21 protein-coding genes are annotated in these 21,502 nt (G+C 54.2%); 8 read left to right on the forward strand and 13 right to left on the reverse strand.

What is annotated here, in order from left to right:
• Positions 1-165 precede the first annotated feature (165 nt).
• Both F3J29_RS11590 and lipA read left to right on the forward strand, forming a co-directional pair.
• Positions 166-1,122, forward strand: coding sequence for a YbeF family transcriptional regulator (locus tag F3J29_RS11590; RefSeq protein WP_166866208.1), 957 nt, complete (start codon positions 166-168; stop codon positions 1,120-1,122).
• A 239-nt stretch (positions 1,123-1,361) separates the two neighbouring features.
• The gene (gene lipA / locus F3J29_RS11595) at positions 1,362-2,327 is read left to right on the forward strand and encodes a lipoyl synthase (RefSeq protein ID WP_039301069.1); all 966 of its coding nucleotides are present in this window, start codon (positions 1,362-1,364) and stop codon (positions 2,325-2,327) included.
• 85 nt (positions 2,328-2,412) lie between these two features.
• Here the strand turns inward: lipA and tatE are convergent, their stop codons facing one another.
• Complete coding sequence (tatE, locus tag F3J29_RS11600) at positions 2,413-2,619, reverse strand: twin-arginine translocase subunit TatE (protein WP_045781682.1); 207 nt, start codon at positions 2,617-2,619, stop codon at positions 2,413-2,415.
• A gap of 129 nt (positions 2,620-2,748) precedes the next feature.
• Complete coding sequence (locus tag F3J29_RS11605) at positions 2,749-3,537, reverse strand: deaminated glutathione amidase (RefSeq protein WP_166866210.1); 789 nt, start codon at positions 3,535-3,537, stop codon at positions 2,749-2,751.
• Between the two features lie 103 nt (positions 3,538-3,640).
• Here F3J29_RS11605 and crcB point away from each other — a divergent pair, with 103 nt between their 5' ends.
• Complete coding sequence (gene crcB, locus F3J29_RS11610; protein WP_166866212.1) at positions 3,641-4,024, forward strand: fluoride efflux transporter CrcB; 384 nt, start codon at positions 3,641-3,643, stop codon at positions 4,022-4,024.
• Between the two features lie 216 nt (positions 4,025-4,240).
• Here crcB and cspE read toward each other — a convergent pair whose 3' ends face one another.
• The 7 genes from cspE to F3J29_RS11645 form a co-directional block, all read right to left on the reverse strand.
• Positions 4,241-4,450 carry a transcription antiterminator/RNA stability regulator CspE gene (cspE, locus tag F3J29_RS11615; RefSeq protein ID WP_004100146.1) on the reverse strand — a complete coding sequence of 70 codons (210 nt, stop codon included), beginning with the start codon at positions 4,448-4,450 and terminating at the stop codon, positions 4,241-4,243.
• 195 nt (positions 4,451-4,645) lie between these two features.
• Positions 4,646-5,215 carry a lipid IV(A) palmitoyltransferase PagP gene (pagP, locus tag F3J29_RS11620; protein WP_166866214.1) on the reverse strand — a complete coding sequence of 190 codons (570 nt, stop codon included), beginning with the start codon at positions 5,213-5,215 and terminating at the stop codon, positions 4,646-4,648.
• Between the two features lie 197 nt (positions 5,216-5,412).
• A complete protein-coding gene (locus F3J29_RS11625) occupies positions 5,413-8,532 on the reverse strand; it encodes an efflux RND transporter permease subunit (RefSeq protein WP_166866216.1) in 3,120 nt (1,039 codons plus the stop codon).
• Complete coding sequence (locus F3J29_RS11630) at positions 8,529-9,995, reverse strand: efflux RND transporter periplasmic adaptor subunit (protein ID WP_166866217.1); 1,467 nt, start codon at positions 9,993-9,995, stop codon at positions 8,529-8,531. Before F3J29_RS11630 ends, F3J29_RS11625 begins: the two co-directional genes overlap by 4 nt.
• On the reverse strand, positions 9,995-11,248 hold the full coding sequence (locus tag F3J29_RS11635; protein ID WP_166866219.1) for a TolC family protein: 1,254 nt from the start codon (positions 11,246-11,248) through the stop codon (positions 9,995-9,997). The genes F3J29_RS11630 and F3J29_RS11635 overlap by 1 nt, the downstream gene beginning before the upstream one ends.
• An 11-nt stretch (positions 11,249-11,259) precedes the next feature.
• The gene (locus F3J29_RS11640; protein ID WP_166866221.1) at positions 11,260-11,637 is read right to left on the reverse strand and encodes a copper-binding protein; all 378 of its coding nucleotides are present in this window, start codon (positions 11,635-11,637) and stop codon (positions 11,260-11,262) included.
• Positions 11,638-11,703: 66 nt separating this feature from the next.
• On the reverse strand, positions 11,704-12,117 hold the full coding sequence (locus F3J29_RS11645) for a DUF2946 domain-containing protein (protein ID WP_353620552.1): 414 nt from the start codon (positions 12,115-12,117) through the stop codon (positions 11,704-11,706).
• Between the two features lie 408 nt (positions 12,118-12,525).
• Here F3J29_RS11645 and dcuC point away from each other — a divergent pair, with 408 nt between their 5' ends.
• From dcuC to rnk, 5 genes are all read left to right on the forward strand, one after another.
• Entirely contained in the window at positions 12,526-13,902 is a 1,377-nt protein-coding gene (dcuC, locus tag F3J29_RS11650; protein ID WP_166866222.1) for an anaerobic C4-dicarboxylate transporter DcuC, read from the forward strand.
• Positions 13,903-13,989: 87 nt separating this feature from the next.
• Positions 13,990-14,796 carry a ribonuclease I gene (rna, locus tag F3J29_RS11655; protein ID WP_166866224.1) on the forward strand — a complete coding sequence of 269 codons (807 nt, stop codon included), beginning with the start codon at positions 13,990-13,992 and terminating at the stop codon, positions 14,794-14,796.
• Positions 14,797-14,887: 91 nt separating this feature from the next.
• On the forward strand, positions 14,888-15,046 hold the full coding sequence (locus tag F3J29_RS11660; RefSeq protein WP_166866225.1) for a hypothetical protein: 159 nt from the start codon (positions 14,888-14,890) through the stop codon (positions 15,044-15,046).
• 281 nt (positions 15,047-15,327) lie between these two features.
• A complete protein-coding gene (locus F3J29_RS11665; RefSeq protein WP_166866227.1) occupies positions 15,328-16,704 on the forward strand; it encodes a GntP family permease in 1,377 nt (458 codons plus the stop codon).
• Positions 16,705-16,865: 161 nt separating this feature from the next.
• On the forward strand, positions 16,866-17,276 hold the full coding sequence (rnk, locus tag F3J29_RS11670) for a nucleoside diphosphate kinase regulator (protein WP_166866228.1): 411 nt from the start codon (positions 16,866-16,868) through the stop codon (positions 17,274-17,276).
• 115 nt (positions 17,277-17,391) lie between these two features.
• Here the strand turns inward: rnk and malI are convergent, their stop codons facing one another.
• The 4 genes from malI to folD all read right to left on the reverse strand — a co-directional run bounded on the left by malI (position 17,392) and on the right by folD (position 21,358).
• A complete protein-coding gene (gene malI / locus F3J29_RS11675) occupies positions 17,392-18,408 on the reverse strand; it encodes a Mal regulon transcriptional regulator MalI (protein ID WP_166866230.1) in 1,017 nt (338 codons plus the stop codon).
• Positions 18,409-18,478: 70 nt separating this feature from the next.
• A complete protein-coding gene (locus F3J29_RS11680; protein WP_008455993.1) occupies positions 18,479-19,978 on the reverse strand; it encodes a PTS transporter subunit EIIC in 1,500 nt (499 codons plus the stop codon).
• A gap of 298 nt (positions 19,979-20,276) precedes the next feature.
• Positions 20,277-20,489, reverse strand: coding sequence for a ribosome-associated protein YbcJ (gene ybcJ, locus F3J29_RS11685; RefSeq protein ID WP_045781631.1), 213 nt, complete (start codon positions 20,487-20,489; stop codon positions 20,277-20,279).
• 2 nt (positions 20,490-20,491) lie between these two features.
• Positions 20,492-21,358, reverse strand: coding sequence for a bifunctional methylenetetrahydrofolate dehydrogenase/methenyltetrahydrofolate cyclohydrolase FolD (gene folD, locus F3J29_RS11690; RefSeq protein ID WP_166866231.1), 867 nt, complete (start codon positions 21,356-21,358; stop codon positions 20,492-20,494).
• Positions 21,359-21,502 lie beyond the last annotated feature (144 nt).

Genomic DNA, 21,502 nt, shown 5'->3' on the forward strand with positions numbered 1-21,502 from the left:
TTTAGTAACGTCATTATTTAAATAATATGACAGCCCACAATGGGCTTCTATAGCTTAATTTTTCTCATTCGTGCTTGGGTTAGCAAAATAAGTATACTAATTCCCCCAAACCCTCTATTTGTATCTATAAATATAATATTCTTTATTTTTTAGCGGAGACCTGACATGGGGCAAAACCCACTGTCTGAGAAAAAAAACGTGGAGCGCGATGGTGAAAACAACTATCCCGTATTCAAGACGTTACGCAACATAGATTTAAACTTGCTGACTATTTTTGAAGCTGTTTACATTCATAAAGGCATCGTCAATGCGGCCAGAGTGCTTAATCTCACGCCCTCGGCTATCAGCCAGTCTATCCAAAAGTTGCGCTATATTTTCCCCGATCCCTTATTCATTCGCAAAGGCCAGGGCGTTACGCCGACGGCGTATGCGGCACACCTGCACGAATATATCAGCCAGGGTCTGGAATCCATTCTCGGCGCGCTTGATTTCAACAACAGCAATGACCAGCAGCGCACCATCACCATTGCCACTCAGCCCTCTATTGGGGCTTTAGTTATCCCTAAAGTCTATTCGGCGATCCGCAAGGTCAATCCAAATCTGCTTATTCGCAATGTGCCCATTAACGACGGCGAATCCCAGCTCAGCCAGTTTCAAACCGACCTGATTATTGACACCAGTCGCCACTACGCGCGCACCATCACCAGCGTGCCGCTGTATCAGGAAAGTATCGCCGTGGTCTGCCGGGAAGGTCATCCCTGTCTTGAACAGCCGCTCACTCGCGAAGATATGCAAAATATGGAACACACCTTCCTGATCATGCAGGAGGATTTACTCCGCGACCTGCGCCAGGAGATCAGCGAAAGGCTGCCCAACCGACAGATAGCATTCAGCAGCTACAACTATGTCACGCTGTCCTCCCTGCTTGGCAGCAGCGATTTGCTGGGCTTCATGCCCTGGCGACTGTATGAAATGTTCAAAGAGACGTGGAACCTGCGAGCCGTTGACTGTGATTTGTTTGCTGATAAAACGATGGAAACCAGCATGCATTTTAACAAGCTAAGCATCCGGGATACGGTTTTGCAGGAGATAATCAAAGCTATTCACGCCGAGTTCGCTTGATCCTCAGTGGTTTTCACCTCTTGCCGGGCGTTTCAGAGGTGAACACCATGCCCGTTAACCTCGCATTTAGCACAAAACAACAACCCATTTACAATTCTTTCTCCATTTCATGTTGGGGTATACTGATTCTCCCTGGCCGTGATGATATACTTCCGGCCATTAATTCAAAAATAGTTGATAGATCCTAACTTAGCTTGAATTAGCCTGACTTCATTATCCGCAACTGGAACACGCACCCTATGAGCAAACCCATTGTGATGGAACGCGGCGTTAAATACCGCGACGCCGATAAAATGGCTCTGATCCCGGTTAAAAACGTGGCGACAGAGCGCCAGGAGCTGTTGAGAAAACCAGAATGGATGAAAATCAAACTTCCGTCTGACTCAACCCGTATCCAGGGCATTAAAGCGGCGATGCGCAAAAATGGTCTGCACTCCGTTTGCGAAGAAGCCTCCTGCCCTAACCTCGCTGAATGTTTTAACCACGGCACCGCGACCTTCATGATTCTGGGCGCCATTTGTACCCGCCGCTGCCCATTCTGCGACGTCGCACACGGCCGCCCTGTTGCGCCAGATGCTAACGAGCCTGAAAAACTGGCACAGACCATTGCCGATATGGGTCTGCGTTATGTTGTGATTACCTCCGTTGACCGGGACGATCTTCGCGACGGCGGTGCCCAGCACTTTGCGGACTGCATCCGTGCTATTCGCGAAAAGAACCCGACCATCAAAATCGAGACGCTGGTGCCCGACTTCCGTGGACGTATGGATCGTGCGCTGGATATTCTGACCGCAACGCCGCCGGACGTGTTCAACCACAACCTGGAAAACGTACCGCGCGTCTACCGCAACGTTCGCCCAGGCGCAGACTACAACTGGTCTCTGAAGCTGCTTGAGCGCTTCAAAGAAGCCCATCCGGATATTCCAACCAAGTCCGGCCTGATGGTGGGCCTGGGTGAAACTAACGAAGAGATCATCGAAGTGATGCGCGACCTGCGTCGTCACGGCGTGACCATGCTGACGCTGGGCCAGTATCTCCAGCCAAGCCGTCACCACTTGCCGGTACAGCGTTACGTGAGTCCGGATGAGTTTGAAGAGATGAAAGCCGAAGCGCTGGCAATGGGCTTCACCCACGCCGCCTGTGGCCCGTTTGTTCGCTCCTCTTACCATGCCGACCTGCAGGCAAAAGGGATGGAAGTGAAGTAACAGCAGTTACATATTGTTACTTATAAACTGACATTCATAAAAAAACCGGCCATCTTGAGCCGGTTTTTTATTTTGCAGCCGTCGTTCAGTCTTTATGAACGATACGTTGTTCTGCAGAGGCTTCAGCTTCGGTATCGGGCTTTTTGCCACTGTCGTCTTCAGCCATCGCTTTCTTAAAGCCTTTGATGGCAGAACCGAGATCGCCGCCCAGCGTGCGCAGCTTCTTGGTACCAAACAGCAATACGATCAGCGCGCCGACAACCAGCAGCTTAGTGATACTAATCTCTCCCATACCTACCTTCTTTTGTGATGCGTGCCGTGGCAACGGCGAATAAAAGACCTGATTGCATTAACGGACATTTGTCCGCGCGACACAATAGCAATCTGTAACAAGGTGAATCAAGATTTGATTAAAAAAACATCATAACATTTGCGGCAACGCAAACCGCCGGTTACGCAGCACCGGCAGCATTTGCCGGACTTCAATCACTCGCTCTGCCGTAATTTCGGCAAAAATCAGCGCGGCTGATTCTGCTGCTGCCGCAACGGTCACGCCCAGCGGGTCAATGATTCGGCTCTGGCCAATATTTTTATTGCCGCACTCCCCGGAAGCAACCATGTAGCAGGTTGAGTCCAGCGCGCGAGCGGCGAGGAGCGTGGCCCAGTGAGCCTCTTTATGCGGACCTTTTAGCCACGCCGCTGGCAGAACCAAAACCTCTGCCCCACCAAGCGCCAGGCTCAACGCCATGTCAGGAAAACGAAGGTCGTAGCAGGTCATCAGCCCCACGTTCATGCCGGCAACGTTGATCAAAGGAGCCAGGCTTGCTCCGGCATCCACCAGCTTAGACTCCTGCACGCTGAAAGCGTCATACAGATGAACCTTCTGGTAACTCGCCACAATCTCGCCGCCGCGAATCGCCAACAGAGTGTTTGCCGCCCGCCCGTCGCGGGTAGGGACATGCAGCGTCAGCACCGTTGTCATCTCATTCTTCCGGCTTTCAGCCCGCAGCTGTTGCACATAGCCGTCATCCAGCTTCTGCGCGGACTTAACTGACATATCCGGATCGGTATCACTCCGGGCTAACACCGCTTCGGGTAAGACTAATAAATCGGCCTCTTTGGCCGCCGCTTGCGCCATCAGACTGACGCAGCTCGCCGCATTTTCCTGCCAGACTGGCCCCACCACAAACTGCCCGACCGCCACCTTCATATTCGCCTCGCCGTTCAAAGGATTAATTACAGCACATCGGGTATAAATCTCCCGGCCTGAACGCTACACTTTTCCCATTACTGATGTTTAATAAGGATTAATCGTGATTCAGATGCTATTCGCCGTCTTTATCGGCGGCGGGATGGGCAGCGTAGCACGCTGGTTTCTCAGTATGAAGTTCAATCCCCTGCATATGGGGATCCCCATCGGAACGCTAATCGCTAACCTGACCGGGGCGTTTATCATCGGTCTTGGTCTGGCGCTGTTCAGCCGCTTTAGCAGCGTCGATCCAATGTGGAAGCTGCTGATAACCACCGGTTTCTGCGGCGGCCTGACCACCTTTTCGACATTTTCTGCGGAAGTGGTTTTGCTGCTGCAGGATGGACGATTAATGTGGGCTGGCATGAACGTCCTGCTCAACCTGGCCGGCTCGTTTATCATGACCGCGCTCGCATTTTGGCTGGTTTCTCTCTTCGTGACCCAATAAGCCCTGAAGCGTTAATGTTAGCTTAATTTTTCTCTGCCACTATCCCAGCCATATCTTTGGGGGAACGGGCAATGAAAGAGCAAATAACCGGCTGGGCGAGCGTGCTGATAAGCGTCGTTATCGTGGGGATGTTTTTAAAAATCTATCTGTTTGCCTGAATATCACAGGCAAAAAAAAACCCGCCTTGGCGGGTTTTTATATTCTACTGGTAATGACTTAGATAGGCATTACGTTTGCAGCAGAAGGGCCTTTGGCACCGTTAGTGATTTCAAACTCAACGCGCTGGCCTTCAGCCAGGGTTTTGAAACCATTGCTCTGGATTGCAGAGAAGTGTACGAACACGTCTTTGCTGCCATCTTCCGGAGTAATGAAGCCGAAGCCTTTGGATTCATTAAACCACTTAACGTTACCTTTAATCTTAGACATCAAAATTACCTTTACATGAAAAAACGACACAAATGCTGTGTCGGGCATCAGTACAACAATTGTGGTGGCTTTTGTCCAGTCCAGAATTGCTAAAAAGTGATAAAAGTCGCTAACTTTTTACTAGCTTGCGCATTACACCTTGTTTTTTAAGGGGTATAAAAACCCTCAGTTTTCACCGGCTTCAGGCCTGTAAAATCAGAACTGGAAACGCATCCACGCGAAGTAGACGTTACCGTTATTATAGGTGCCCGGAATGTAGGTCATCTGGAAGGTTGCCGGGCCGTAGCCAATAGACGCCAGCGGCAGCACAACCGGGATAGGGATGTATTTCCAGTTATCGCGAGCAGTAACCCCGACGGTGTACCCCAGCCCTAAATGGAAATTATCATCGCTCAGCGGGCGCCAGGTTTTCTCCCAGCCATAGCCGCCGATAGGCTCCCACTTATTAAAGGAGTCCTTGAACGCCATCAAATAGATGCCGTTCCAGTTGCCATTTTCATCCCAGCGGGACTGGCCAAAACCTGCGCCCCACGGCCGCTCGTTGTAGCGATCCGTTTTTTCTTTGTCATAGGCAAAGCGGGCGTGCCAGGTAATCGCCGGCACGTAAAGATCGTAATGTTCTGGCTCGTGCCAGGTTTTGGACACCTGGTCGGAGAAGGTTTCCCATGCATTGCTGAAAAAGCCGCCTTCCGCAGCAGCAGAAGCGCTCAACCCAAGCGTGCAAACAAAAATCAAAATTGAGAACAGTTTATTCGCGTAAGTCACGTCTTTATTACCATATAAAAATTCGACAAGTACCTTACTGAATTATATCTCAATGAATGCTAAATCAGCACATGACTCGTAAAGAAATTTGTCCACCGCTAGCTGTCAATACGCTAAATTCCCAAATAGATGTCAGACAATATTGAATAAAATTGCAAGCCGGAGCGCATAACTATATACGCTCCGGCGAACAAGACTTATTTCCTTTTTTTAATCAGCATATATACCGCAGGGATAACCAGCATCGACAGCAATGGTGCCGTTACCATCCCCCCAATCATCGGGGCGGCAATACGCCGCATCACCTCCGATCCGGTCCCGTTGCCCCACATGATCGGCAGCAACCCCGCCATAATGGTAGCCACCGTCATCACCTTCGGCCTGACGCGCAGCACGGCACCTTCGTGAATAGCACGCCGCAGCATACCGCCATCCTGCACAGTGTCAGTTTTCTGATGCTTAGCTAGCGCCTGGTTTAAATAAAGCACCATGATCACGCCAAATTCAGCGGCAACCCCCGCCAGGGCAATAAAGCCCACGGCGCCAGCCACCGACAGGTTATATCCCAACAGGTAAAGCAGCCACACGCCGCCAATTAGCGAGAACGGTAAAGTCCCCATAATTAATAGCGCATCCTTCACTCGCGAGAAGGTGACATATAACAGTACAAATATGATTAACAAGGTAAAAGGCAATACAATTTTTAACTTTTCCGTCGCACGTTCCAGGTATTCAAACTGCCCTGACCATGAAAGAGAAACGCCTTCAGGCAATTTCACCTGCTCGGCCACCGCACGCTGCATATCCTCCACGGCGGACTTCAAATCACGGCCACGCAGATCGACATAGACCCAGTTTGAAAGGCGCGCATTTTCACTTTTCAGCATCGGCGGCCCTTCTGTAATCGCAATATTTGCCAGCTCAGAAAGCGCCACCTGACTGCCGTTGGAGGTGATAACCGGTAAATCGCGTAGTTTTTGCAGGTTATCGCGCAGTTCACGCGGGTAGCGCACATTGATAGGAAAGCGCTCACGTCCCTCAATGGTTTCACCAATATTTTCCCCCCCGATAACCGTGGCAACCATCGACTGCAGCTCTTTAACCGAAACGCCATAGCGCGCCGCTTTACGCCGGTCGATGTCAATATCCACATAGCGCCCGCCGCTCAGCCGCTCAGCCAGCGCGGAGGTCACGCCGGGCACCTGCCTGACCACATGTTCAATCTGCCCGGCGACCGACTCAATAGCGGCAATATTATTACCGTTCACTTTTATCCCTACCGGACTTTTAATCCCGGTGGCCAGCATGTCCAGTCGGTTACGAATAGGCGGCACCCACACGTTGGCAATGCCCGGCACCTTCACCACGCTATCCAGTTCATTCACCAACTTGTCCATCGTCATTCCCGGCCGCCACTGGTCGCGTGGCTTAAAGCGAATGGTGGTTTCGATCATTGTTAACGGCGCAGGGTCGGTGGCCGTTTCGGCGCGTCCCGCTTTGCCAAAAACGGTTTCAACTTCTGGTACAGTTTTGATCAGGCGATCGGTCTGCTGCAGCAATCGTCCTGCCTCACGCGCCGAAATACCTGGCAGCGTGGAAGGCATATACAGCAAATCCCCCTCATCCAGCGGCGGCATAAACTCGCTGCCCAGCTTGCTCAGCGGCCAAAGCGTAGCGACCAGCAATACGCCGGCTACCGCAAGCGTTGTTTTTGGCCTGTCGAGCACCTTTTCCAGAACGGGTTCATAGGCTGCAATTAACCAGCGGTTAATCGGGTTGGCCTTTTCATCAGGGATCTTGCCGCGAATAAACCAGCCCATCAGCACCGGCACCAGCGTAATCCCCAGCCCCGCAGCCACCGCCATTGAATAAGTCTTGGTGAACGCCAGCGGCGAAAACATCCTTCCCTCCTGCGCTTCAAGAGAGAAAACCGGGATAAACGACAGGGTAATAATCAGCAGACTACAAAATAACGCCGGCCCCACTTCTACCGCCGCCTGTCGGGAGATTTGCCAGTAATCCTCGCTGCGCGGCGGCTCTCCCGGACGATCGTGCCGCCACTGCTCAAGCACTTTATGCATGTTTTCAATCATCACTATCGCCGCGTCGACCATCGCGCCAATGGCAATGGCTATTCCGCCCAGCGACATGATATTGGCGTTCACGCCCTGGTAATGCATGACGATAAACGCCCCTAAAATCCCCAGCGGCAAAGTAATAATTGCCACTAGCGCGGAGCGGAAGTGGAACAGGAACAGCGAACAAATAATGGCGACCACGATAAACTCTTCCAGCAGCTTGTGGGAGAGCGTTTCAATCGCGTTTTCAATCAGATGTGAACGATCGTACACCGGCACAATTTCAACGCCTGCGGGCAAACTCTTTTGCAGCTGGGCCAGCTTTGCTTTGACCGCGTTAATCGTTTCAAGGGCGTTTTTGCCGTAGCGCATCACGATAATACCGCCGGCAACTTCGCCTTCACCGTTAAACTCCGCCACGCCACGACGAATTTCCGGCCCAAGCCTCACGGAGGCAACATCGGAAAGCAGCACCGGCACGCCGTCGCGGCTGGTGACAACAACCTGCCTGAAGTCATCCAGATTTTTGAGATAGCCGGAGGTCCGCAGCATATACTCGGCTTCTCCCATCTCGATCACCGAGCCGCCGCCTTCCTGGTTGGCGCTTTTCACCGCGTTGATGATCTGCTCATGGGTAATATTCAGCGCCTTCATGCGCTCAGGATCGAGCACAATCTGGTACTGACGCACCATGCCGCCGACGCTTGCCACTTCGGAGACGTTAGGCACGGTTTTCAACTCAAACTTCAGCGTCCAGTCCTGAAGGGCTCGCAGATCCGCAAGACTGTGTTTCCCGGTTCTGTCCACCAGCGCATATTCATATACCCAGCCAACCCCAGTGGCATCTGGCCCCAGCGAGGCTTTAGCCTCCGGCGGTAACTGAGACTGCACCTGACTCAGGTATTCAAGTACCCTGGAACGCGCCCAGTAAGGATCCGTCCCATCGTCGAACAAAATGTAGACATAGGCATCGCCAAACATGGAGAAGCCGCGTACCGTTTTGGCTCCCGGGACGGACAGCATGGTGGTTGTCAGCGGATAAGTGACCTGGTCCTCCACGATTTGTGGTGCCTTTCCCGGATAACTAACCCGCACAATTACCTGCACGTCGGAGAGATCCGGCAGCGCATCCAGCGGCGCTCTCTGCAGCGACCAAAGCCCCCAAGCCGCCATAATGATGGCGGCCAGCACCACCAGCAGACGATTTTTAAGCGACCAGCGAATAACGGCGGCAATCATTTGTGCGCCTCCGCCATCGGCATCAGGTGAGTGATAACGGCCCCTTTTTCATCGTCCATTGTAAAGCTGAACATGACTGCATCACCCGGTTTCAGGCTGGTCGGCGATGTCAGCGCAAAGGGCATCACCATCGCGCCCCAGTTCAGGGCGGGGATTGGATGATGAGCAATAGTGATAGCCTCCGCACTGACCGCTTTGACCTCGCCTTCGCCGTCGTAGGTTTTTGCTGCTGGTGGCGCTTTAGGCTGCTCTTCCGGTTCCGGCAGAGCGCTGCGCAGGCTCGCCTCTGAGTCGATAAGGAACTGGCCGGAAGTGACCACTTTCTGCCCCTCATTCAGCCCGGAACGAATTTCCACCCAGCCTTTATCGCTGATGCCGGGCACCACGTTCACCGGACGGAAATGGCCGCCGTCTTCGGCAACCAGCACCCTGCTTTGGCTCCCGGTTTGAATCAGTGACTCCTCAGGCACGGCAAGAACGGCAGCGCGCGGCTGCTGATTTACCAGATGCACGCTGAGGTACATGCCGGGCTTGAGCTTCATCTGCGGATTATCCAGCACAATGCGCGCCTTCAGCGTACGGGTAGTGGTTTCAAGGTTCGGCAGCAGTTCACTTACCCGCCCGTGGAATACCTCCCCAGGCCAGCTATCTGCTGTCGCAGCAATCTCGCTTCCCGGCTGCAATGCCTGAGCCTGCGACTGGGGGTAATCCACCACAATCCATACGGAACTAAGGCTCGCCACTTCGAACAGCGGGGCATTCGCGGTCACCTGTTGCCCTTCCCGAGCCTCCAGTTTATTTACATACCCGGCAAGCCTTGCGCGAACGGTAACGCGGGTTTGCGGCTTGCCGCTGCGCGCCACCTGGCGAATGACTTCTGCAGGCATAAACTGCAGCTGCAGCCGCTCTCTCGCCGCGGCGGTTAAAGCGCTATCACCCAGTTTGCGCACCGCCAGAAACTCCTGTTGCGCAGCGGTCCATTCCGGGAACCAAAGCTGTGCCAGCGGTTCTCCGGCCTTCACGTACTGCTGCGGGGCTTTGACGTACAGCGTTTCCACAATGCCGTTAGCGCTGGCCGGAATGATTTGTACGCTGCGTTCGTCCAGCGTTACTGTGGCAAATGCGGAGAACGGCACGCTCAGTGCCTTGCGCTCAACGCTGGCCGTCTTAATGCCCAGGTTTTGCTGCTGGCGGTTGCTGACGGTCACGCCGCCATCGTTGGCCACTTCATCGGCATAGCGCGGGACCAGCGCCATATCCATAAACGGTGATTTTCCCGGCTTTTCAAACCGCTGCCCTGGTACCATAGGATCGTACCAATAAAGCACTTTGCGGCCGCTTTCCTGCCGGGGCTGAGCTTCAGCATGCGGGTGAGCGTTTTGCTGCTTCCCGGCGTAATACCCCGCGGCCAGCGCGGCAACAACCGCCACCGCCAGCAGGGAAAAAGAGAGTGATTTTTTCATTAGTTAACATCCTGAGGCGTAAGGTAGCGGATCGCCGCCCAGTTGGTGGCCACGGCTTTTTCCGCGCTGCTGGCGGTCAGTTCGGCGTCGAGAAGATCCCGGCGAGCCGCCAGCAGTTCGGCCAGAGAGGACTGCCCGGCGCGATACTGCGACTCCAGCAGAGACAGGCGCTGGCGCTGAAGCGGTAAAGCCTGCTCCTGCTGCCGCTGCCAGACGCTTTGCGCAGCCTGGTAATTCGCCACCAGCGAGTGAACCAGCGCGATACGCTCCCGACGCGCCAGCGCCAGTTGATCGTTCGCTTCCATCGCACGGGAAACGTCGGCGGAGTAATCTTTATCCTGCCGCTGAGCTTTAAACAGAGGCAAATCGACGGTAAACATCACGCCCGCCATATCGTCATAACCCTCAGCACGGCGGCCGTAATACACTTCTATGCCAACATCTGGTTTAGCGGCCACGGCAGACTGAGCGGATTTCGCCCGAGCCACATCGGCTTCACGGGCGGCTTCAACCACCTCCGGATGCTGCATTACGCCCTCTTCGAGCACGGCAGGGTCGGCGGGTAATCGCTGATAGCGTGGCAGCGCACCGCTCACGCTCTCCACCGTTTTGCCCGTCAGTTGCAACAGCCGAGTTTGGGCCAGGGTGACGTCACGCTCGGCAAGCGTGACTTTGTCCTGCATGGTAAGCAGCGTCATACGGATATCCACCACGCCGGAAGCAGGCGAACTGCCGCTGGCAACGGTAGCTTTCTGGACGCCAATCTGCCGCTCGGTTTCATTCACCAGCTTACGGGCAGCCGTCAGCACTCGCTCAGACAAGGCAAGATCCAGCCACGCCTGTGCGGTATCGCGCTGAAGGCTGGCGCGAATCACCTCGGCTTTCGCCTGACTGCTGGCCGACTGCGCCAGAATGGTGTCCGCTTTACGGTCGCGTTTCTCTTCACTGACGTAGTCCTGCATGATGCCGATGCGCTGCATGGTCATGCCGTCGCGGCTAAAGCGATGGTTATTGCTGCCCTGCACCGGCACGTTTTCGATGCCAAACTTCAGCTTTGGATCGGGCAATTGCCGGGCAGAGTCAGCCATGGCGTTCAGCGCATCGCTCTGATTACGGTTGGCGGACAGCGCTGCAGAATAGTGCTCGGCGGCCAGTAGAGTCTGTTGCAGGCTGAACTCCGCCGCCCGTGCGGCGGAGACAGACGTAGCCAACAGCACTCCACCAAGCCAGAGGCTCAGGGTGTGTTGTTTCATGGCAACCTCGGTTAGTTAAGCGGGGTTGCGGAAGCTAACTGATACCCGGCCGCATGCTGGGTAAAAGAGAAGGCAATCTTCTCCCCCACCTTTAACGCCGGCAGCGAACCGTCTTTCGGCAAAGCGAACGTCATGGTCATGGCTGGCCAGCCAAGTTCGGCAACGGGATGATGGGCAATAGACACGGTATCGGCGGTGATTACCTTCACTACGCCTTCGGTTTTATAGGCTTTAGTCGCCGGAGTCGCATCAGAAGACATTGCCATGCCAGGCATGTCAGACATCCCCTTCATTGAGGGCATATCGTGGGAAGTTTCAGCGGAAATAGCAGGGAAAGCAGCAACAACAAGCAGCGCACCGGCCGCAGCATAACGAATAGCGTTAAACATGATTTATCTCCAAAACACAGTCAAAAAGGAAATGGGCAAAGCCCCAAAGCATTGACGGTGCTGGAGTTATTCTCTAAAGCGGCAAAAACGAATGGTTGCCGGAGGTCCTGTGGCGGGAGGGGTAACATAAGGGGCGGATTCAACGACCGTTGAACACTGAGGCTCAACCAGCGCAAGGGTATCTGCAACCGGTAACGCCACCAGCGAGCTGTGCCCGTTGTCTTTTTGCATAACGTCAGGCACGCAGTGTTTTTCGCAAAGCGGGTTACTGAGTTTCGCCTGCATCGCCTTGTCAGGCATCTGCATGGAATCGGTATGCGGGGCTACCATTGGGCCCGCGGTCATATCAACCGGGCAATCGTAAGACGCTATCGCCACCTGACTGTTGACAAAAAACCAGCCCAACGCCAGCAGCAGCATCAAAAGATGCTTCCTGATAAAGCGCCAGCGGCTTGTCGACCAAAGGGAGGTGTGCAGCATAAAAACCCCGACATAAAAGAGATCGGCAGTATAGGGGGCAGCCTTTCGCATTTTAAAGCGTTTTTTAAATGCTTTACGAAAAATCTCGCCATTAACAATTCAGAAAAATAATTTCTATTTCCACATAACGTACTGGCGACTTTATCTACAAATTCCGTACAACTTTTATTCCCTCTTTTTCATCATCGCGGCCAATAAACGTAATGCAACCCACAAAAGCTTTGCCTAAAGTTGATCCGTTGCAACGAAAGTTGATGCTCATCAGAAACTCTGCACGGGTTCTGAGGCAAATTCTTAGCCCTTTACAGTCGTCTGTAAAAAAACACTATTTTAATTTTCTGAGAGAAAACTACTTTTGGCCGCAAGCGTAAGGACGCCGAAGAGCGCCTTAGCGTATCAGGGGATATTATGCTTACCATTCTGGAACTTATTATCGGGGTCGTGGTGATTGTGGGCGTTGCCCGCTACATCATCAAAGGCTATTCCGCCACCGGCGTACTGTTCGTCGGCGGGCTGTTGTTACTTATCGTCAGCGCGCTAATGGGGCATAAAGTGTTGCCTGCCAGCGCGGAAAGCACCGGCTACACCGCTACTGACATCTTTGAATATGTCAAAATTCTGCTGATGAGCCGCGGCGGCGATCTTGGCATGATGATCATGATGCTCTGCGGGTTTGCCGCCTATATGACCCATATCGGCGCCAACGATGTAGTGGTCAAGCTGGCCTCTAAGCCGCTGAAATTCATCAATTCGCCTTACTTACTGATGATTGCCGCCTACTTCGTCGCCTGCCTGATGTCGCTGGCGGTCTCTTCCGCAACCGGGCTTGGGGTACTGTTAATGGCTACGCTGTTCCCGGTCATGGTCAATGTCGGTATCAGCCGTGGCGCTGCCGCTGCCATTTGCGCTTCCCCGGCCGCTATTATCCTGGCGCCGACTTCCGGAGATGTGGTACTGGCCGCTCAGGCTTCTGAAATGTCGCTGGTCGACTTTGCCTTTAAAACGACCATTCCTATCTCTATCGCCGCCATCATCAGCATGGCAATCGCGCACTTCTTCTGGCAGCGCTATCTCGACAAGAAAGAGCACATCAGCCACGAAATGCTGGATGTGAGTGAAATTCAGACTTCCGCGCCTTCTTTCTACGCCATCCTGCCGTTTACGCCGATTGTCGGGGTACTGATTTTTGACGGGAAATGGGGCCCGCAGCTGCACATCATTACCATTCTGGTTATTTGTATTCTGATTGCTGCCATGATTGAGTTTTTCCGCAGCTTCAATACGCAGCACGTCTTCTCCGGGATGGAAGTTTGCTATCGTGGTATGGCGGACGCTTTTGCCAACGTGGTGATGCTGCTGGTTGCCGCCGGCGTCTTTGCCCAGGGCTTAAGCACCATCGGCTTTATTCAGAGCCTGATCTCCATTGCTACCTCATTCGGTTCCGCAAGCATTATTCTGATGCTGGTGCTGGTCGTGCTGACCATGCTGGCGGCCATGACCACCGGCTCCGGTAACGCACCGTTCTATGCCTTTGTCGAAATGATCCCGAAACTGGCTCACTCCTCCGGGATTAACCCTGCATACCTGACCATTCCGATGCTGCAGGCTTCCAACCTGGGCCGCACCATTTCTCCGGTTTCCGGCGTGGTGGTGGCCGTCGCGGGGATGGCAAAAATCTCACCTTTCGAAGTCGTGAAACGCACCTCTGTGCCGGTCGCCGTCGGTCTTATTGTGGTGATTATCGCCACGGAGATTCTGGTTCCTGCTGCAGCGGTAGTTCACTAACCCGCGGGCAGCACCGTTTCAAGCGCCTGCATCAGGCGCTTTTTTTATGCCTATAATAAGCCCGCCTCCAGGACAGATATGAGAATAATGATGAATTTCACACCGCGACATTTACTGCTTTGTACACCACTCTTCATAAGCTCTGTAGCGTTTGCCGACGCCCTGCAGCCCAGCCAGTACGGAGATTTCGATCGCTACGTGCTGGCGCTTTCCTGGCAAACCGGCTTCTGCCAGAGCATGCACGACCGCAATCGCAACGAACCCGCTGAGTGTAAAGCCCAGCAGGAACAGGCGGATAAAAGTGCCTTTCTGACCGTCCACGGCCTCTGGCCGGGGCTGCCAAAATCTGTCGCCTCGCGCGGCGTCGATGAAAAACGCTGGATGCGCTACGGCTGCGCCACTCGCCCGGTACCGAATATGGCCGAAGCGAGGGCCTCAAACAAATGCGCCGCGCCAGATACCGGGCTTTCCGTTGAAATGGCCTCAAAGCTGGCGGGCGTGATGCCCGGCGCGGGGGGGCAATCCTGCCTTGAGCGCTACGAATACGCCAAGCACGGCGTTTGCTTTGGGTTTAACCCCGACGATTATTTCGGCACGATGGTGCGCCTGAACGGGGAAGTGAAACACAGCACCTTTGGCCAGTTCCTGGCTCAAAACTACGGCCAAACCGTGACGCGCAAAGCGTTTAACAAAGCCGTGAAGCAAACCTGGGGCAGCGATGCAGTGGATGCCATCAAGCTCACCTGTGACGGTAATCCCGCCTACCTCACGGAAATGCAGATCTCCCTGGTGGCAGACAAGATTAACCAGCCGCTGCAAAGCGCCTCATTCTCCCCACAGAAACACCCCGGCAACTGCGGGAAGAACTTCCGCCTGGACGAGGTTGGCTACTGACAGGATAAATACTGAAGCCAAAAATTAATCGCATCACTATTTGTTCCGGTTTTTTGGTTATAGCCTTCAGATAACGGATCTGGAGGTAACCATGAACAGAACAAAACGGTATTTACTGCAGCTGAAGGCGCAGTTCGAGCGTGAAGGCAGCCAGCAAAAACTGCTGGGGTTTATCTGGCTCTCGCCGCAACAGCGCTATGAAATCCTCAAAGAGCTCTTGTTGCCAATAGCGGAGCATCATGCTCGTTAAAAACAGGCGGGCCCCGTGCAGCACGGCGGCCCGCGCTTTATTTCGTTTACTGACGATGTAAATCTGGCGCGTGTCAGATTTTCCCCAGCCAGACAATTCCCCCGCTCACCTTTCGCACTGATTATTTTGATTGTTTGAACCTCGTCCCAAAATGTTAACAAACATTACAGAGTTCATTTACAGACGGCCCAATGTTACCGATATCATGTTACCGGTATCAGCATCACCCGATAACGTGCTTTTGGTGCATTCATCTGAGAATTTGCCACTGGGAAAATAAAATGACCGAAATAACAACAAGTTTAGGTGCAGGAAGCCTGCTGGGTATCGCCGCCTGTTCCGTCGTGCTCCTGCTCGTATTGATCATGCGTTTTCGCGTACATGCCTTCCTGGCGCTGACCCTGGTCAGCGTCATTGTGGCACTCGTTACCGGCGTGCCGTTTGACAAAATTGTGCCCACGATTCTGGGCGGCTTCGGCAGCACCCTGGCAGGCGTCGCTTTATTGGTTGGGCTAGGCGCCATGATTGGCCGCCTGCTGGAAATTTCCGGCGGCGCAAAAGTGCTGGCGGATACCCTGGTTGGGACCTTTGGCGCTCACCGGGCCCCTTTCGCACTGGGCATCGCGTCGCTGCTATTTGGCTTCCCGATCTTCTTTGACGCGGGCCTGGTGGTCATGCTGCCGATCATCTTCAGCGTGGCGAAGCAATTCGGCGGTTCAACCCTGAAATATGCGCTCCCTGCGGCCGGTGCTTTTGCGGTAATGCATGCGCTTCTGCCGCCGCATCCAGGCCCGGTGGCCGCCAGCGAACTGCTGGGCGCTAACATCGGCCTGCTGGTTGTTGTGGGGCTGATTATCGCCATCCCAACCTGGTATATCGGGGCCTATCTCTTCGGGCTGTATGCCGGGAAGAAATTCGATATCCCTCTGCCGAGTTCTTTCCTCGGTAAAGTGGAAGTGGACGAGAACCACCAGCCGCCGTCATTCGGCATGGTAATGACAATATTACTGATGCCGCTGGTGCTTATTTTCCTTGATACCGGCCTCAACACCGCCACTGTGCTCGGCTGGGTCAGCGCCGACAATACGCTGGTGAACTTCTTGCGCATGCTGGGCAAAACGCCTATTGCGCTGCTGATTACCGTCTTTTTTGCCCTGATGGTTTTCAGCGGCAAACATAGCCGCCAGCATCTTGAAAAAGTATGTGAAGGCGCGCTCGGCCCGATTTGCGGCATTATCCTGGTGACCGGCGCGGGCGGTATGTTCGGCGGCGTGCTGCGCGCAAGCGGCATTGGTGACGCGCTGGCTGGCGTACTGTCAGACACAGGCATGCCGGTTATCGTTGCCGCCTTTGTTATCTCGACCGCGCTGCGCGTTGCTCAGGGATCAGCAACCGTTGCCCTGACGACCACCGCCGCGCTGGTATCGCCGATGGTCGAAGCCACTACGGGCCTCAGCCAGTTTGATCTCTGCTTTATCGTTATCGCGATTGCCGGCGGCGCTACCGTCCTGTCTCACGTGAATGACTCCGGCTTCTGGCTGGTGGGGCGTTTCCTGGAAATGGATGAGAAAACGACGCTGAAAACCTGGACCGTAATGGAAACGCTGATCGGTACCATTGCTTTCCTGCTGGCGGCGCTGGGGAGCGTGATTCTGTAAGGCGCCCGGGGGAAATCAAAATGTGACCGATCTCGCTTTCAACTCAGGGCTAAGCTCAGTATCATCGTTCCTACGTGAACAACCCTCGCCGGTTTCGGTGGGGGTTTTTCTTTGTACGATTTCAGCACATGAGTGCCCTGCTTTTTTACACGGAGAGAACTATGTCCAGACCTGCCATCATCATTAACGAACTAGACGCCGAACGCCTTGACCGCCTGCTGGAACAGCCGCAGTACGCCAAAGCCCCGGTGGCAGAGGCGCTCAACGCCGAACTGGATCGCGCCCAGATGTGCAGCCCGGATAAAATGCCGCCGGATGTGGTGTCCATGAACAGCCGCGTAGAATTTCGCGATTTAAGCACTCAGGAAGTCCACGTGCGCACGCTGGTTTACCCGGCGAACCTGACCGACAGCGATAATCAGCTTTCCGTTATGGCTCCGGTCGGTGCCGCGCTGCTCGGCCTGCGGGTTGGCGATAGTATCAACTGGGCACTGCCAAACGGCAGCCAGACTCACCTTGAAGTGCTGGCTTTGCACTACCAGCCTGAAGCGGCGGGTGAACTTCACCGCTAATCAGGTGCCCCGCGGTTCCCCTCTCCCAACAGGGAGAGGATCCTGTCTGGCAATATTCCCTTTCAGCGTGTCCAGCCCGGAGCGCCCTGTTTCTCCGCGATCTGCGGTGTTTCCACTATGCAGATTCACGCGGCACCAGTTCACCAGAGATGGTGATCCGCTGGGCAGGAAGCTCCGGCTGTTTAATTTTACTGACAATTAATGCGGCGGCTTGTCGCCCGGTCTCTTCACTGGACGCGGAAACATAGGTAAAGCTCGGCGAGGTGAGATTAATGTACATCATGTCTTCGAAACCAATCAGAGAGACCTGCTGCGTTAAGAAAACGTCTTTCCCTACTGTGCGGCCCACTTGCTGAATACCGGTGATGGCGCCAATGATCGCCGCCGGAGAGTGGCACAGCATGGCGGTGATCTGGTTACTCTTTTCCAGCATCAGGCGTGTGACAAAAGCCGAAGCCGACGTGTCGTCTGCACATTCCGGCGCCCACTCTTCTCTGAACGGCAAGCCGTACTGCTGCAGGGCGCTGCGGTAGCCAGACAGCCGTTCAGCGCGGATCAGGCAACTTTTTGTACCTCCCAGCCAGGCAATATTGCGGTGGCCGCGCTCAATAAGAAAACGCGTGGCCTGGTTACCGGCCTGACGATTATCCCGCCCAATAACATCGCGCGTGCTGGTAATGGTTGATTCAGAGATAACCACCGTAGGCAGCGGGCACTCTGTAATGGCCAGGGGAACATCAGCGGAGTGGCAGTCTGCGGCCAGATAAATCACCCCGGCAACGCCCTGCTGGCTAAATGATGTCAGGCAGTTTCGCAGCTGTTGTTCTCCGTCACGCGGCTGACCAAGAAACACCATGTAGCCTTGTTTTTCGAGCTGCTGGACAACGCTCGCGGTGACGTTGACGGAGAAAGAGTTGTTAAAGTCGCGAATAATCAGACCGATCAGGTTAGAGGTATTGGAGCGAAGGTTGGCGGCGGCAACGTTATGCACGTAGCCCAGTTCCTTGATAGCGGCATTGACCTTATCAATGGTCGCCTCAGAGATCTTGCCCTTCTGGCGCAGCACCAGCGAAACCGTCGAAACCGAGACGCCCGCTCGCTCAGCGACATCAATGATGTTGACCTTTTTCATTCCACCCCTGTAACCGCACATCCATAAATTTCAGCCCCCTGAAACATACAGGAGGCCGAAAGGTATTACATTATTTACCGATCATCGTCGACATTGTCTGTGCAATAAATTGCGCTCTGGCACCAAATATGACCTGAATACCCGAATCGCCGACGAATACCACACCGCGAGCCCCCAGACTGTTCAGGCCATCTTTGTCGACCATCGAACTGTCGTCCACTTCCAGACGCAGGCGGGTGATGCAGGAACCCACGGAGTTGATGTTAGGTGCCCCGCCCAGCAGGCCGATGATATCGCCCGCCAGCTCGGTGTCGGTTTTGTCTCCGGCGTTGGCGGTCACTTCGGTGCGGCCCGGCGTTTTCACGTCGAAACGGCGAATAACGAAGCGGAAAGTGAAGTAGTAAATCAGCGCCATCGGCACGCCCACGACCACCGCCATCAGGAAGTTAGTCTGGTAGCCATTGAAGGAGGGCAGAATCCCGAAGGAGATGTAGTCGATCATCCCGGCGGAGAATGATTTGGCGATATGAGCATGCAGCAGATACATGCACATATAAGACAGACCAGCCATCACCGCGTTGAACACATACAGAATCGGAGCAACGAAGATAAAGGTGAACTCAACCGGCTCGGTGATCCCGGTGAGGAAGCAGGTCAGCGCCGCGGAGAACAGAATACCAGAGGCAATTTTCTTATTTTTAGTGTTGGCTTCATGGTACATCGCCAGACAGGCCGCAGGCAGCGCGAACAGCATCAGCGGGAACTCGCCCTGCATGAATTTACCGGCATTCTGGTAGCTGTCGCTGCTGAAGGACTTCACGCCCTCTTCCAGCATTTTGAACCAAATCGTCTGGTCGCCGTGAATCACCTGCCCTGTATGGGTGGTGTATTCCCCGAAGGAGTACCAGAAGGACGGATACCAGATGTGGTGCAGACCCAGCGGGATTAATGCGCGTTCAACCAGCCCGAAGATAAAGGTTGATGCGGCCTGATTATCCCCGTTAACCACCACGGACAGCGCATCAATGCCGGACTGAATGTACGACCACACCCACGGCAGTACCATCCCTAACAGGAAGGAGAGAAACGCCGTCGCGATGGCAACAAAACGCTTGCCGGAGAAGAAGCCCAGGAATTCAGGCAATTGCATAGTGTGGAACTTGTTGTAGCACCACGCCGCCAGGATACCGGAGATAAGTCCGCCAAAAACGCCCATTTGCAGCGTCGGGATGCCGACCACCATGGCATATTTCCCACCCGCAGAGGCCATTTCCGGCGTGATGTGCATAACGGTGCCAATGGTAATGTTAATGATAAACACAGACACCGCCGCCGACAGCGCGGCAATACCCGATTCCGCAGCAAGGCCCACGGCAGAACCAATAGCGAACAGCATAGGCAGGTTATCGAAGATAACCCCGCCCGCGTTCATCATCAGCGGTAAGTGAAACTTATCGCCGAAGGCAAGCAGTAAACCTGCAGCAGGCAGTAAAGAGATAGGCAGCATTAACGCACGGCCAATCATGGAAAGCTTTGATAACGATTTAACAACACTGGACAACAGACTCATGGACGTTTCCCCCGGTGCAGACGCAGTAACCGCGTTTTGTCTGTTCACGCGTTTTTATGGTAGGTAGAACGTTCTACTAGAACGTTCTACCTAGAGTGCCGAAACGATTTTTAGCCCGCAACTGAAATCTGCGTTGTTGCCATATTGTTATCGAATATTTGAAGTGGCGCAGGTTTTTAGGCCGGCATTGAGAAGGTTATTGAGATTGGAGGTGGGACAAACACATCAACTCTCCCTCACCTGAACGGCAAGGAGAGTTGATGCCTGCCCTCTTCATTCAGAAAAGGGGCTCGCGGAATTAAGGCTGAACGGTAATGCTCAGGCTCTCAAAACTTACGGTCTGGCCCGCCACAATTTTGCAGCGCTTGCGGGTTTCAACTTCACCGTCCACCTTCACGAGGCCTTCGGCAATCACCGCCTTTGCCTGCGCACCGCTTTCGCACCAGCCTTCCAGCTTGAGCAAGTCGCACAGTTCAACGTGAGGGTGTTTACCTAGTGAGAAGGTTGCCATTATTACTCTCCATCAACATCATGATATTCCTCGCAGGCCTGCAAGGTATTCTGAATTAGGGTGGCAACCGTCATTGGGCCTACGCCACCCGGAACCGGCGTAATATACGAGGCTTTGGCGGCGGCTTCATCATAAATTACGTCCCCGACCACTTTCCCGCTCTCAAGGCGGTTGATGCCGACGTCCACCACAATAGCGCCTTCTTTAATCCATTCACCCGGAATAAAGCCAGGTTTGCCCACGGCGACAATCACCAGGTCGGCGTTCTCAACGTGCTGGCGAAGGTTTTTGGTGAAACGGTGCGTTACGGTCGTGGTGCAACCGGCCAGCAGCAGTTCCATGCTCATCGGGCGCCCCACAATGTTGGACGCGCCAATGATCACCGCGTTCAGGCCGTAGGTGTCGATGTTATAGCGCTCCAGCAGTGTCACGATGCCGCGCGGCGTACACGGCCGCAGGCGCGGTGCGCGCTGGCACAGACGGCCAATGTTATACGGATGGAAACCGTCTACGTCTTTGTCCGGATCGATACGCTCAAGCACTTTGACGTTATCGATCCCGGCAGGCAGAGGCAGCTGCACCAGAATGCCGTCAATCTCGGCGTCCGCGTTTAGCGCATCGATCAGCCCTAACAGCTCCGCTTCGCTGGTGGTTTCCGGCAAATCATAAGAGCGGGAGACAAAACCGACCTCTTCGCAGGCTTTGCGTTTATTCGCGACATAAATCTGGGATGCAGGGTTCGCTCCCACCAATACAACGGCCAGACCAGGGGCACGTTTTCCTGCGGCAACTCGGGCTTGTACTTTTTCAGCAACTTCAAGCCGGACCTGCTGCGCAATCGTTTTACCGTCAATAATCTTTGCTGCCATCAGAGAGAGAATTCCATCTGTAAACGTTAAGAAAGGGGGTTACTGCTATTTTGTCAGATGCGCGGCCCGCTGTCAGGCACTGATGTGGGTTTATGCTCAATTGTCGCGCAGGTGGTTGAAAAGCCATTGACTCAAGAGGTGCTG

Origin of the sequence: Enterobacter sp. Cy-643 (genome assembly GCF_011752815.1) — a bacterium.
In the GTDB taxonomy this organism is placed as follows: Bacteria; Pseudomonadota; Gammaproteobacteria; order Enterobacterales; family Enterobacteriaceae; genus Cedecea.

Coding starts and splice junctions, on each gene's coding strand:
- F3J29_RS11625 (WP_166866216.1), bottom strand. CDS start 8,532: ATGATTGCCGCCGTTATTCGCTGGTCGCTTAAAAATCGTCTGCTGGTG.
- rnk (WP_166866228.1), top strand. CDS start 16,866: ATGTCCAGACCTGCCATCATCATTAACGAACTAGACGCCGAACGCCTT.
- malI (WP_166866230.1), bottom strand. CDS start 18,408: ATGAAAAAGGTCAACATCATTGATGTCGCTGAGCGAGCGGGCGTCTCG.
- folD (WP_166866231.1), bottom strand. CDS start 21,358: ATGGCAGCAAAGATTATTGACGGTAAAACGATTGCGCAGCAGGTCCGG.
- tatE (WP_045781682.1), bottom strand. CDS start 2,619: ATGGGAGAGATTAGTATCACTAAGCTGCTGGTTGTCGGCGCGCTGATC.
- F3J29_RS11680 (WP_008455993.1), bottom strand. CDS start 19,978: ATGAGTCTGTTGTCCAGTGTTGTTAAATCGTTATCAAAGCTTTCCATG.
- F3J29_RS11665 (WP_166866227.1), top strand. CDS start 15,328: ATGACCGAAATAACAACAAGTTTAGGTGCAGGAAGCCTGCTGGGTATC.
- lipA (WP_039301069.1), top strand. CDS start 1,362: ATGAGCAAACCCATTGTGATGGAACGCGGCGTTAAATACCGCGACGCC.
- F3J29_RS11605 (WP_166866210.1), bottom strand. CDS start 3,537: ATGAAGGTGGCGGTCGGGCAGTTTGTGGTGGGGCCAGTCTGGCAGGAA.
- F3J29_RS11640 (WP_166866221.1), bottom strand. CDS start 11,637: ATGTTTAACGCTATTCGTTATGCTGCGGCCGGTGCGCTGCTTGTTGTT.
- F3J29_RS11645 (WP_353620552.1), bottom strand. CDS start 12,117: ATGCTGCACACCTCCCTTTGGTCGACAAGCCGCTGGCGCTTTATCAGG.
- ybcJ (WP_045781631.1), bottom strand. CDS start 20,489: ATGGCAACCTTCTCACTAGGTAAACACCCTCACGTTGAACTGTGCGAC.
- dcuC (WP_166866222.1), top strand. CDS start 12,526: ATGCTTACCATTCTGGAACTTATTATCGGGGTCGTGGTGATTGTGGGC.
- cspE (WP_004100146.1), bottom strand. CDS start 4,450: ATGTCTAAGATTAAAGGTAACGTTAAGTGGTTTAATGAATCCAAAGGC.
- rna (WP_166866224.1), top strand. CDS start 13,990: ATGATGAATTTCACACCGCGACATTTACTGCTTTGTACACCACTCTTC.
- F3J29_RS11630 (WP_166866217.1), bottom strand. CDS start 9,995: ATGAAAAAATCACTCTCTTTTTCCCTGCTGGCGGTGGCGGTTGTTGCC.
- F3J29_RS11635 (WP_166866219.1), bottom strand. CDS start 11,248: ATGAAACAACACACCCTGAGCCTCTGGCTTGGTGGAGTGCTGTTGGCT.
- F3J29_RS11590 (WP_166866208.1), top strand. CDS start 166: ATGGGGCAAAACCCACTGTCTGAGAAAAAAAACGTGGAGCGCGATGGT.
- F3J29_RS11660 (WP_166866225.1), top strand. CDS start 14,888: ATGAACAGAACAAAACGGTATTTACTGCAGCTGAAGGCGCAGTTCGAG.